Raw genomic sequence first — 12,866 nt, 5'->3', positions numbered from 1 at the left:
CAATATGGCCCTGTCCGCGCCCTCCGCCCCCCCAATCGGGCGGCGATCCCTGGCGCTTTACTTGAATTGCATCGCGTGTCCTCGACCCTCACTGTTTCCGACTTCGATTACGAATTACCGCCCGAGCTGATTGCCCAGACGCCTGCGGCACAGCGCGACGGCAGCCGCCTGCTCCATTTGGATGCAACAGGCGCGCTCCATGATCGCCAGTTCCTCGATCTGGCCGATTTGCTGCGCCCGAACGACCTGCTGGTGTTCAACGACACCCGCGTCATCAAGGCCCGGCTGACTGGCCAAAAGGCCACCGGCGGCAAAGTCGAGGTCCTGGTCGAGCGCATCGTCGAACCACAGCGTGCGCTGGCCCACGTGCGCGCCAGCAAATCGCCTGGGCCAGGCACGACGCTACGTCTGGCCGATGCCTTTGATGTAACGGTGCTGGGCCGGGAGGGCGAGCTCTTTGACCTGCAATTTCCGGCTCCCGTCCTGGACTTGCTGGACGCCCACGGCGCTACGCCCCTGCCGCCCTACATCACCCACGCAGCCGACGCCACCGACGAAGACCGCTATCAGACCGTCTATGCCCGCGAACCGGGGGCTGTCGCCGCGCCAACGGCCGGGCTGCACTTTGACCAGGCCATGCTGGACCGCGTCGCGGAACTGGGCGTCGACCGCGCCTTTGTCACACTGCACGTCGGCGCCGGCACGTTTCAGCCCGTGCGTGTCGAGAACCTGACCGATCACATCATGCATGCCGAGTGGTACACCGTCGGCCAACCTGTGATTGACGCCATTGCACGTACTCGTGCCCAGGGCGGGCGCGTGATCGCCGTAGGCACTACCAGCGTGCGCGCCCTGGAGTCCGCCGCCGCCCAGAACCCGGCCGGTCCCGACGCGCCATTGGCCCCCATTCAGGGCGACACCCGCCTGTTCATCACCCCGGGCTATCGCTATCGGGTCGTGGACGCGCTCGTCACCAATTTCCATTTGCCGCAATCGACACTGCTCATGCTGGTGTCCGCCTTGGCCGGCGTCGAGCCCATCCGCCGCGCCTATACCCATGCCGTCGCCCAACGCTATCGCTTTTTCAGCTATGGCGACGCAATGTTCATCGAATCCCCCTCTGCCTGACCATGACTGGACTGAATTTCGAACTCCTGGCGACCGACGGCCAAGCCCGCCGCGGCCGCGTCACCCTGAACCACGGGGTAGTCGAGACCCCCATTTTTATGCCGGTGGGCACCTACGGCAGCGTCAAAGCCATGCTGCCGCACGAGCTCAAGGAAATCGGCGCGCAAATCGTGCTGGGCAACACCTTTCACCTGTGGCTGCGCCCTGGGACAGACATCCTGGATCGTCACGGCGGCCTGCACGGATTCATGCAATGGGACAAGCCGATCCTGACCGATTCGGGCGGTTTCCAGGTGTTCAGCCTGCAGGGCATGCGCAAAATCACCGAAGAAGGCGTGAAATTCGCCTCGCCCATCGACGGCGCCAAGCTGTTCCTGACGCCCGAAGAATCCATGCGGATTCAGCGCTCGCTGAACTCTGACATCGTCATGGTGTTCGACGAGTGCACGCCCTACCAGATCGATGGCCGTCCCGCCACGACCGAAGAAGCCGCCCGCTCGATGCGCATGTCCTTGCGCTGGGCACGCCGCTCGCGCGAGGAATTCGACCGCCTCGAAAATCCCAATGCTCTGTTCGGCATTGTGCAGGGTGGCATGTACGAATCGTTGCGCGACGAGTCTCTGGCCGGCCTGACAGATATCGGTTTCCATGGCTACGCCATCGGCGGCCTGTCGGTAGGCGAGCCCAAGGAAGACATGATGCGCATCCTGGCGCACGTCACCCCGCGCCTGCCCACACACGCACCACGCTACCTGATGGGCGTAGGTACCCCCGAGGACCTGGTCGAGGGCGTATCGCGTGGCGTCGACATGTTCGATTGCGTCATGCCTACGCGCAACGCCCGCAATGGCTGGCTCTTTACTCGTTACGGCGACATCAAAATCCGCAACGCCAAATACCGTGACGACACCCGGCCGCTGGACCCGAGCTGCGCCTGCCACACCTGCGCCCATTTCTCGCGCGCCTATCTGCATCATCTGCAGCGGGCCAACGAAATCACCGGCGCACGCCTGAACACGCTGCATAACCTGCATTTCTACCTGACCATCATGGGCGAAATGCGCGAAGCCATCGCCGCAGGCACATTCCAGGCCTGGCGCGCCAAGTTCGCGGCTGACCGGGCACGCGGGATTGAGTAGCGATTCCTGGCGTCCCCAATATTGTCCCAAAGCCGCCTCGGGGACGTTTCGGGCCTGCTCAGATCGGGCCTTGTACGGCCCCGTAACACCCTGGATTTTCCGCCTGACCCTGCCGACCACATAACCTCGCTACAATAGTCGGCTTGCCCTGTCCAAGGCTCGCGCGGGGACGGGCGCTACAAAAACCTTTCATAATTCGACCCGAACACCTCATTCAGGAGATTTACCATGTCCGTTATCGATACCGCCGGCATCGTTCTGGCCCAGGCCGCCCCCGAAGGCAGCGCGCTGATGGGCATGCTGCCCATCGTGCTGATGTTCGTGATCCTCTATTTCCTGATGATCCGTCCGCAGATGAAGCGCCAGAAAGAACACCGCAACCTGGTGGCCAACCTCGCCAAAGGCGACGAAGTCCTGACCGCCGGCGGCATGCTGGGCAAAGTATCCAAGGTCACCGACACCTACATCACCGTCGAAATCGCCGACCTGGCTGACAAGCCCGTTGAAGTCCTGATGCAAAAAACCTCGGTCTCGACCGTGCTGCCCAAGGGAACCATCAAGGCCCTGTAAGCGTCTCATCTGGCCCCCTCACCTAAGGGGGCCTTTTTGCCACCGGGCCGCCCCAAAGCAAAAGCCCCTCGCATGGGGCTACAAGCCAAAGGCGCAGCACAGGGGCATTTTCCGTTATCTCGCATGAACTAGCCGCCAATGAACCGCTATCCCCTCTGGAAGTACATCACGGTGCTGGTCGCGGTCATTATTGGCCTGCTGTATACCCTGCCCAATTTCTACGGCGAATCCCCCGCCGTGCAGGTCTCCAGCGCCAAAGCCACGATCAAAGTCGACGAAGCCATGCTCGGCCGAGTCGAACAAATACTGACTGCCGGCAATATTCCCGTCTCCAGCGTCTACTACGAACAAAACGGTACGCTGGGCACCATCCGCGCCCGACTGCCCTCCACCGACGTGCAACTGCAAGCACGCGACCTGCTCGACAGATCCCTGAACACCACTCCCGGCGACCCACAATACACCGTGGCGCTGAACCTCCTGCCCGCCTCGCCGCCCTGGATGCGTGCGCTGGGCTGGTTCGAGCCCAAACCCATGTATCTGGGCCTGGATTTGCGTGGCGGCGTGCATTTCCTGCTGCAAGTCGACATGCAAGGCGCACTGCAAGCCCGCTACGATTCGCTGGCCGCCGACGTACGCACCTCGCTACGCGATGAAAAAGTCCCCAGCCAAGGGGTCGAACGCTCCGGCTCGTCCGTCATCGCCACGTTCAGCAATGCCAACGAGCGCGACCGTGCTCAGAGCGTTCTGCGCGGCCGCCTGCCGGACCTGGAATTCACCACCGGCGAAGACGGCAATCGCGCAACGCTGACCGGCATGCTCAGCCCGGCGGCCGTCACCCGCGTCCAGGATTCCGCGCTCAAGCAAAACATCAACACACTGCACAACCGTATCAACGAGTTGGGCGTAGCCGAACCCGTCATCCAACAACAAGGTTCGGATCGCATCATCGTCCAACTGCCTGGCGTGCAAGACGTCGCCAAAGCCAAAGAACTGCTGGGCCGTACCGCCACGCTGGAAATCCGCATGGTGGACGACTCCCCGGCCGCGCAGACCGCCCTGATGGGCGGCACAGTGCCCTTTGGCTTGGAACGCTACACCGACCGCGATGGCCGTCCCCTGCTGGTGCGCCGCCAAGTCGTCCTGACCGGCGAAAACCTCCAGGACGCCCAACCCGGCCGCGACTCGCAGACCCAGCAGGCTGCAGTGCACCTGACCCTCGATGGCAAGGGCGCCCGCATTTTCCGCGATGTCACGCGTGACAACGTCGGCAAGCGCATGGCGATCCTGTTGTTCGAAAACGGCAAAGGCGAAGTCGTCACCGCACCGGTCATCCGCAGCGAAATCGCAGGCGGCCAAGTGCAGATTTCCGGCAGCATGACCGCCGAAGAAGCCGCCGACACCGCTTTGCTGCTGCGCGCCGGCGCCCTGGCTGCACCGATGTCCATCATCGAAGAACGCACCATCGGCCCGAGCCTCGGGGCAGACAACATCTCCAAGGGTTTCCACTCCACGCTGTACGGCTTCCTGGCCATCGCCGTGTTCATCATTCTGTACTACCACTTGTTCGGGGTCTTCTCGACAATTGGCCTCACGATGAACGTGTTGCTGCTGCTGGCGCTGCTGTCGATGCTGCAAGCCACGCTCACCCTGCCTGGTATTGCCGCTATTGCGCTGACCCTCGGCATGGCCATCGACTCGAACGTACTCATCAACGAACGGATCCGCGAAGAACTGCGTAACGGCGCCTCGCCACAGCAGGCCATTCACCACGGTTTCGAACGCGCCTGGGGCACGATTCTGGACTCGAACCTGACGACATTGATCGTGGGCCTGGCATTGCTGGCTTTCGGCTCCGGCCCCATCCGCGGCTTCGCCGTGGTGCACTGCCTGGGTATCGTGACCTCGATGTTCACCTCGGTGGTAGGCGTACGTGCGCTGGCCAACCTGTGGTACGGCCGCAAGAAAAAACTCGCGAGCCTGTCCATCGGCACCGTCTGGAAACCCAAGGCAAACTGACCTGGTTGGGNGGCCCTGCCGCCCAACATCGATAAAAATCAAGGCGAAACATGGAATTTTTCCGTATCCATCGCACCATACCGTTCATGCGCCACGCGCTGGTGCTGAACATCATCAGCCTGGTCACATTCGTGGCGGCGGTGTTCTTTATCATCACCCGCGGCTTTCACCTGTCGATCGAATTCACCGGCGGCACGGTCATGGAAGTCAACTACGCGCAGACTGCGCAGTTGGACAGCGTGCGTACTGCCGTATCCAAGCTCGGCTACTCTGATTTCCAGGTACAGAACTTCGGCACCTCGCACGACGTCATGATTCGTCTGCCGTTGACCGAGGGTCAAACCTCGGCAACGCAAAGCGAAACCGTCATGGGCGCCCTCAAGGCAGCGGACGCCTCGGCGAACCTGCGCCGTGTCGAATTCGTCGGCCCTCAGGTCGGCCAGGAGCTCTTGCACAACGGCCTGATGGCACTGCTCTTCGTCGTGCTGGGCATCATGATTTACCTGGGCATACGCTTCGAATGGAAATTCGCAGTGGCCGGGGTGATCGCCAACCTGCATGACGTGGTGATCATCCTGGGTTTTTTCGCGTTCTTTCAGTGGGAATTCTCCCTATCGGTGCTGGCTGGCGTATTGGCGGTACTCGGCTACTCCGTGAACGAATCCGTGGTGATCATGGATCGGATCCGCGAAAACTTCCGCAAATACCGTAAAGCGGACGTGCACGAGGTGATCAACAGCGCCATTACCCAGACCATCTCACGGACCATCATTACCCACGGTTCCACCCAGATGATGGTGCTGGCCATGCTGTTCTTCGGCGGCCCGTCGCTCCACTACTTCGCCATGGCGCTGACAATCGGCATCTGGTTCGGTATCTACTCCTCAGTCTTCGTGGCCGCCGCACTGGCCATGTGGATGGGCGTCAAGCGTGAAGACCTGGTCAAGCCGGTCAAAAAAGAGGGCGACGCAGAGATCGCCTGATCGCTGATTGATCTCTCACCCCGCAAAAAAATCGGGCACCTGAACTCAGGTGCCCGATTTTTTTCGAGGAAACGCAAGCCGCATTTGCCACTAAACGTCAACGCCCACACGCCTCAACGCCTTTAAAAGCAAAACACACATCTACCAAGACTGTTGGCACCTCATTGACCGTGAGTTTGCCGCAGCCGGGTAGGTGTGGNGGGTGGGCCTGTNGGAGGCTGCCGAGTCCGTGAACCATCGGCGGGGGCAGTCCGGGGGCCATGTTTGAGCGAAGCGAGTTTGGCCCCCCGGCCCGCCGATGGTGCGCGGGCGAAGGTCGAGTCCCCGTAGAGGGGACGAGTCAGCCGACCAGGCCCGCCCACCACACCTACCCGGCTGCGGCAAACGGCTCAAGAACCCAGCTCACACAACCCCAAACATGCAGTCCGGCCTAACTGTGAACACAGCAAAGCCAGCCCCCTCACCCTCAATGCTGAACAGCTGCCGAGCGAACCTTAGCCACCTGATCCGCGGACACCTCACCGCCCTTGTTGCCCCATCCAGAACGCACAAAGCTAGCCAGCGCCGCAACTTCCTCATCGTTCAAACGATCCGAATACCCCTGCATCACCAGATGCATAGGGCGGCGATCCGTCGACGGAACAGAGGTCCCATTCAGAATGACTGACAGCAGCGGACTAGGATCCTTTCCCTGGACCATCGCATTGCCTTGGAGCTCGGGGAATATCTCCGGAGCCCCCTTGCCAGTAACAAAGTGGCAAGCAGCGCAATTGTCCAGGTACAGACGCGCCCCCAGAGGCATATCAGGCGAAGCAGCCGTCAGCATTTTGGCCGTCGCTTGCCCAGCCTCATCGGCCGGCGCCGCCGGCATCGGGCGAGGACCAGGCGCGGCCACCTGCTTGGGCGCCTCTTGCACAGACTGACCATCCGCAGACTTGAGGAAAACCGCCATGGCATTCAAGTCTTGATCATTCAGATACTGCAACGAATGCTCGACCGCCAATGCCATTTCCCCGTTCGCGATAGCGTGCACGTTACGCCCCGTGCCCAGATACGCCGCCAGATCCGCAACAGACCATTTCTCAATGCCCGAGTTAGGACCACGCAGTGCAGGAACACTCCAGCCCTCGAGCTCGCCACCCGTCAGGAAATTGGCATCACCCAAGCGCGTGCCATCCTGTGCCATGAAAGCCGTACGCGGACTATGGCAGGCCGCGCAGTGACCCGCGCCTTCAACCAGATACTGGCCTCGGAGCTGCTGATCATTGCCGCCCTCCATCGGTTTGAAGGACGAATCGCCGCTCAAAGCCAACCAGTTCCAGGCCCGGATACCAAAGCGCAAATTGAACGGGAATGCCAGCTCCGTAGCTTGCACCTCGTTCTTCACCGGCTTCACATCGTTCATCAAGTACGTGTACAAAGCCTGGATATCACTCTCGCTCATGAAACGATAGTTCTCGTAGGGCATGGCCGGGTACAGGTGCTTCCCATTGACCACGCCATCGACCATCGCCGAGCGGAACTGATCCAGCGTCCAGTTACCGATACCGGTTTCCTTGTCGGGAGTGATGTTGGACGACCAGATAGTGCCCATGGGGCTCTCGATGCCCCGGCCACCGGCCAAGGGCGAGCCGCCAGTCGCCGTATGACACGCCATACAGTCCCCAGCGCGCATGACATACTCGCCACGGCCAGGTTCGATTTTCCCGTCGGCCGCCAAGATCTCCTTGGGCGGCGTGGTTTGGACAGGGACGTAGATAAAGGCCAGCAGACCGACAATCGCCAGTACCACCAAGACACCCAGAATGCGGAGCATTTTTTTCATTGCATTCTCCTCAAACCAGGGGACGTGGGTTGCGCAGGTACAGCGTACGGATGGCGTTCACCGTCCAGTAGGCCAAGCCACCGACCATACCGGTCGGGTTGTACTGCGTGTTCTGCACAAAATTGCCTGCGCCCATGACGAACACATTGTGCTTGTCCCAGGCCTGGCAATAGCGGTTCACCACCCCTTCGAGCGGGCTGTCGGACATGATGTGACCGCCCGTGTTGTGCGTAGTCTGATAGGGGCGCACGTCGTACTGCGCGCCGATATCCTTGAATCCCAGCTGCATCAGGTCCGGCTTCATCGCGCGTCCCACCTCTGCGGCCTTGAGCTTCATGTACTGGTTCATCTTGAGATCGTTTTCCTGCCAATTGAAGGTCATGCGCATCAACGGGCGGCCATGCGGGTCCTTGTAAGTCGGGTCCAAATCCAAGTGATTGGCGCGGTACGACATATGCGAACCGTGCGAGCCGATCGACATGGAGCGGCCATAATATTCTTTGATGGCTTCCTTCCATTTCCCGCCCCAGGTGGGCGTACCGCTGGGCAAACTCATGGAGCGAATGGGCTGTCCATTGAAGGTACCCGAGCGCCAGTAGGCGCCGCCGATAAAGCCCAGCTTGCCAAAATCGTTCTGGTTGACGCTGAAGTCGTCGATGCAGATGCCGTTCGAACCGTGCCCGATAAAGGGATTGAAATTGGCATCCTTGAAGAACATGGTCACGCCACCGTTCATCTGATAGGCGTAGTTCTTGCCCGTCACGCCTTCATTCGTGGCAGGGTCATAGGGTTTGCCAATGCCCGACACCAGCAACAGGTGCACGTTGTTCAGCTGGTACGCAGACAGAATCACCAGATCGGCAGGCTGAAAGACTTCTTCTTGATTGATGGCATCGAAGTAAGTCACGCCCGTGGCCGTCTTGCCATCGGCTGCGATTTCTACACGCAACACCTCGGCATGCGTGCGATAGGTGAAATTCGGCTTGCGCTTGAGCGCGTCCAGGATAGCGGTCTGCGGCGAGGACTTCGAATACTGATAACACCCAAAGCGTTCGCAGAAACCACAGAAATTACAGGGCGCCATCTGCATGCCATACGGGTTCACATAGGCGGTAGACGCGACCCCTGCCGGCGCGGGGAACGGGTGATAGCCCATGGCCTTACAGGCGGCCTCGAACTTGGTCGAGTCGTAGGTACGCGGCAGGGGCGGCATGGGATAGTCCTCCGAGCGCCAGCCTTCGAATGGATTCCCGCCTTCCTGGATCTTGCCTTTGAGGTTACCTGCCTTGCCAGAAATGCCGGCGACGTGGTCAAACCGCGTGAAAAACGGCTCCAGCTCATCGTAGGTCACCGGGTAGTCCATCAAGTTCATTCCCTCTGGAATAATGGACTCGCCCCATTTCGCTTTCACGTAGCTGCGCAACTGGATTTCTTCAGGCTGCGGCCGCCACAGCAGACCGTTCCAGTGAGTACCGGCACCGCCCACGCCATTGGCGGGCAAAAATGAGCCCATGGAACGATACGGCAAAGCGACTTCCGAATCGCGACGGCGAACCGTCACCGTCTGCTGGCTGGGATGCTGCATGTTCTTGAGCCGCACACCATACTTCAGCTCATCAATCTGGTTGGGATACTTGAACTCAGGCACAGTGTTCTGGTCGCGGCCACGCTCCAGTGCCACGATTTCCAGCCCTTCAGCGGCCAGTTCAATGCCTGCGATGGAACCCGTCCAGCCCAAGCCGACGATCACCACGTCTTTCTTTTTTTCAGTGCGTGCCATGGTTCAAGCCCTTTCGCCTTTGATGGAAACCGGACCCAGCGGATACTTCACGTTGTGCTGGTCCACCCACTCCGTAAAACCGGCGCGTGCGCCCGGAAAACCGATATAGCTCCAGGCTTGCATGCCATAGTTGCCGCCATACATGGGATCGGCGAAATAACCTTCTTTGGTGTTGCTCAACAACGTAGCAAAGAAGAAGCTGAGCTCCGGCGCCAGCTTTGCTTCGCCTTTTTGCAGCGCGGTGAGCGCCTCGTCCTGCTGTTCGGGGGTCAGGCTTTTGAAATCTTTGCTCCAGCGCGACTCACACCAGGCGTTAAACGCGGGTATCGCCTTACGGTAGAGTTCCGCAGGATTCAGCGGGCTTTGCCAGCCTCGGTCAGCGCTCGCAGCAGGGTCATGCGGACCCTGCATATACCAATCCTTGGCGCTGCCATACTCGCCCGCCAATTCACGATCGATAAACACCGGAACGTGCGCTTCCAGTGCGCCAGGACCGTCGCCCTCAGAGGGGATCAGCCGAGCGGTGGCCGCAAGCACGAACCCCCATTCTTCGGGTGTGAAATACACAGGCTTGTACTTATCAAGCTGAACTGCGGCTTCTTTGGCATTGGCACGCAGAGGCATGGCCAAGCCAGTGAGTGCCATGCCGGCACTGGAGGCGAGCAGAAAAGTTCTGCGGCTGTGAGGACGCGAGTCAGGCATATTGAATTCCTTCTTCCAGAGACCACCGTGAAATGATCCCCCCGTTTAAATCTTTGCTTTTTTGTGTCAGATTACCCGCACTGCTCTGCAGAGAACGCTTTGTGGCAGACTGCAAAGGAGCACCTGTATTTTAGCGTTACAGGCAGGAGTATGTCGTCCGCGCTCTGAGCGGACCGGTTGACGGGATCTGAAAACGATGCGGAAGAAGGAGCGTTCGGCCGAGCTTGAATCCCTCTCGGCCCCTGAGCCAGCCAGCAGAAAAGTTACTTCCGCCAGGGCTTGCGCAGCATCCAACGATGCCGCTCATCCAACACATAAGGCGCCAGATAATGCGCCACCATGATGCCAATCGCCGCGGCGGCCGTGACATCCGAAAGAAAGTGATCCCGATTGATCACACGGCTGATCGCCACCAAGGCAGCCAACAACAACGCCGGCATCCGCCAACGCGGCGCGAATTCACCGATAGCAGCAGCGACCGCGAACGCCGCCAGCGTGTGGCTGGACGGAAAAGAAGTGTAGTCATGGCCCCGAGTAAACGGCTCAACCAGACCGTGCCACCCATCTTCGAGCAACACCTCGGGCCGCGTGCGCGCGACCAGTTTTTTGAGAATGAGCGTAATCAAACCGCCCACTGCCATCGAGCTGATCACCAGCATGCCATAGCGAGCCAACCGCTCAAAACCCGCTCGGACCGGGCAAACCCAGCCGCGGCGAATACCGATCAGCGACCCCACGTAGACAAACAGCGCCGCGAACAAATACACCTCGCTATCGCCTAGATAACCAATGTAGTCAAACACCTCATTGACCACCGGCGACATATGCCTTTCGATAGCCAGGGTCAACGGCTGATCGACCCAGCGGCTCATCAATAGCAGCAGCAGCGCAAGACACGCGGTCAACAACACGCCACGAAAAGGTCTGCGCGGAAAATGTGCCATAGCATGAGAAGTCACATGAGGGGCCGCGACGACCTCGGCCTCGGTCGTCGGAATCGCCTCCACGGGGGAGACAGGAGGCAAACCTTGAGTAGATGTCATGGGGATAAGAGTAGATAGCGGCACATTCACGACCCATCAAGGCAGTGCCGCGCGGCCCACATCGTATACGCCAATTGTCTCCAGACCAAGACTGAAATACCCGCACGCGGTAAAATGATTGTTTCTTTTCCTTTCGCCCCCGGGATCTACACCCGTCACGGCGCACATCATGCAAGAAACCTCACTCAAGCGCGCTGGCGCCCCTGCGCCCGCGGCATCCGCCCCCGCCACCTCGAATTCCCCAGTGCCCGACAGCGGCATCACGGCAACCCCGTCCGGGGTCCGCAAGCTCTACATCCGCACCTTTGGCTGCCAGATGAACGAGTACGACTCGGACAAAATGGCCGACGTATTGCGTGGCGACCAGGGCCTGGAGCTCACCAACAACCCCGAAGACGCCGACGTCATCCTGTTCAACACCTGTTCGGTGCGTGAAAAGGCGCAGGAAAAGGTGTTCTCCGACCTGGGCCGCGTGCAGCACCTGAAAAAAGCCAACCCCAATCTGGTGATTGGCGTGGGCGGCTGCGTGGCCAGCCAGGAAGGCGCGGCCATCGTCAAGCGTGCGCCCTACGTCGACGTCGTGTTCGGCCCGCAGACCTTGCACCGCCTGCCCGAGCTCATCCAGCGCCGCCGCGATTCCGGGGCCTCCCAGGTCGACATCAGTTTTCCCGAAATCGAAAAGTTCGACGCACTGCCGCCCCCTCGGGTGGACGGCGCCTCGGCCTTCGTCTCCATCATGGAAGGCTGTAGCAAATACTGCAGCTTCTGTGTCGTGCCCTATACGCGTGGCGTCGAGGTCTCCCGTCCCTTTGACGACGTGCTGATCGAGGTTGCCGATCTGGCCGATCAGGGCGTGAAAGAGGTCACCCTGCTGGGCCAAAACGTCAACGCCTACCGCGGCCCCATGGGCGACTCGGGCGAAATCGCCGATTTTGCGATGCTGCTGGAATACGTGCACGAAATCCCCGGCATCGAGCGCATCCGCTACACCACCTCGCACCCCAAGGAAATGACGCAGCGCATGGTCGATGCCTACGCTCGCCTGCCCAAGCTCGTGTCCTTCCTGCACCTGCCCGTACAAGCCGGCAGCGACCGCGTGCTGGCTGGCATGAAACGCGGCTATACCGCGCTGGAATTCAAATCCGTGGTGCGGCGCCTGCGCGCGGCGCGCCCCGGCCTGACCCTGTCATCGGACTTCATCGTGGGCTTTCCGGGCGAAACCGAAGAAGACTTCCAGAAAACGATGAAACTCATCGAGGACGTGGGTTTTGACACCTCGTTCTCATTCGTCTATTCGCGCCGCCCCGGCACCCCTGCCGCCGACCTGACCGACGACACCCCCCAGGACGTCAAACTGCGCCGCCTGCAACAGCTGCAAGCCCTGATCAACCAACAGGCCGCCGCCATCGCTCAATCCATGGTGGGCACGCGCCAACGCATCCTGGTAGAAAGCCCGTCTCGGCGCGACCCTAACGAGATGATGGGCCGCACGGAAAACAACCGGATCGTCAACTTCCCCGCGCCGGCCCGGCTGATCGGCCAGATGGTGGATGTCATCATCACCGAAGCCTATCCCAACTCGCTGCGCGCCCGCGTCGCGGACGTCGACGGCCCGGATCACGACGTATCGGCACCCGCCGCGCAACACTCTGCACACAGCCCAATTTAAGGCCACGA

Annotated in this window: 10 protein-coding genes; 6 read left to right on the top strand and 4 right to left on the bottom strand. The window is 60.5% G+C overall.

All coding sequences use genetic code 11. From position 1 onward, the window contains the following. The first annotated feature begins 75 nt into the window (after positions 1 to 75). The 5 genes from queA (at position 76) to secF (ending at position 5,839) form a co-directional block, all read left to right on the top strand. Positions 76 to 1,128, top strand: coding sequence for a tRNA preQ1(34) S-adenosylmethionine ribosyltransferase-isomerase QueA (gene queA, locus ACNA0J_RS22595; protein WP_415821109.1), 1,053 nt, complete (start codon positions 76 to 78; stop codon positions 1,126 to 1,128). 2 nt (positions 1,129 to 1,130) lie between these two features. Beyond that, positions 1,131 to 2,267, top strand: a complete 1,137-nt coding sequence (gene tgt / locus ACNA0J_RS22590) for a tRNA guanosine(34) transglycosylase Tgt (RefSeq protein ID WP_415821108.1) — start codon at positions 1,131 to 1,133, stop codon at positions 2,265 to 2,267. A gap of 228 nt (positions 2,268 to 2,495) precedes the next feature. Continuing rightward, positions 2,496 to 2,837, top strand: coding sequence for a preprotein translocase subunit YajC (gene yajC / locus ACNA0J_RS22585; RefSeq protein ID WP_415808678.1), 342 nt, complete (start codon positions 2,496 to 2,498; stop codon positions 2,835 to 2,837). A 138-nt stretch (positions 2,838 to 2,975) separates the two neighbouring features. Beyond that, positions 2,976 to 4,856 carry a protein translocase subunit SecD gene (gene secD, locus ACNA0J_RS22580; RefSeq protein ID WP_415821107.1) on the top strand — a complete coding sequence of 627 codons (1,881 nt, stop codon included), beginning with the start codon at positions 2,976 to 2,978 and terminating at the stop codon, positions 4,854 to 4,856. A gap of 50 nt (positions 4,857 to 4,906) precedes the next feature. Further along, entirely contained in the window at positions 4,907 to 5,839 is a 933-nt protein-coding gene (gene secF / locus ACNA0J_RS22575; RefSeq protein ID WP_415821106.1) for a protein translocase subunit SecF, read from the top strand. Between the two features lie 466 nt (positions 5,840 to 6,305). On the opposite strand, the gene ACNA0J_RS22570 is transcribed toward secF, so the two are convergent. The 4 genes from ACNA0J_RS22570 to ACNA0J_RS22555 form a co-directional block, all read right to left on the bottom strand. Further along, a complete protein-coding gene (locus tag ACNA0J_RS22570) occupies positions 6,306 to 7,664 on the bottom strand; it encodes a c-type cytochrome (protein ID WP_415821105.1) in 1,359 nt (452 codons plus the stop codon). Positions 7,665 to 7,674: 10 nt separating this feature from the next. Then, entirely contained in the window at positions 7,675 to 9,444 is a 1,770-nt protein-coding gene (locus ACNA0J_RS22565; protein WP_415821104.1) for a GMC family oxidoreductase, read from the bottom strand. Between the two features lie 3 nt (positions 9,445 to 9,447). Next, a complete protein-coding gene (locus ACNA0J_RS22560; RefSeq protein ID WP_415821103.1) occupies positions 9,448 to 10,146 on the bottom strand; it encodes a gluconate 2-dehydrogenase subunit 3 family protein in 699 nt (232 codons plus the stop codon). A gap of 263 nt (positions 10,147 to 10,409) precedes the next feature. Beyond that, positions 10,410 to 11,189 (bottom strand): phosphatase PAP2 family protein, encoded by a 780-nt coding sequence (locus ACNA0J_RS22555; RefSeq protein ID WP_415821102.1) that lies wholly within the window; start codon positions 11,187 to 11,189, stop codon positions 10,410 to 10,412. A 169-nt stretch (positions 11,190 to 11,358) separates the two neighbouring features. Here ACNA0J_RS22555 and miaB point away from each other — a divergent pair, with 169 nt between their 5' ends. Further along, positions 11,359 to 12,858 (top strand): tRNA (N6-isopentenyl adenosine(37)-C2)-methylthiotransferase MiaB, encoded by a 1,500-nt coding sequence (miaB, locus tag ACNA0J_RS22550; RefSeq protein ID WP_415821101.1) that lies wholly within the window; start codon positions 11,359 to 11,361, stop codon positions 12,856 to 12,858. Positions 12,859 to 12,866 lie beyond the last annotated feature (8 nt).

The organism is Bordetella tumbae (assembly GCF_965139195.1).
Lineage (GTDB): Bacteria > Pseudomonadota > Gammaproteobacteria > Burkholderiales > Burkholderiaceae_B > Bordetella_A > Bordetella_A tumbae.
Note: the sequence above shows the minus strand (reverse complement) of the source record. Positions and strands in the feature narration are given on the sequence as shown.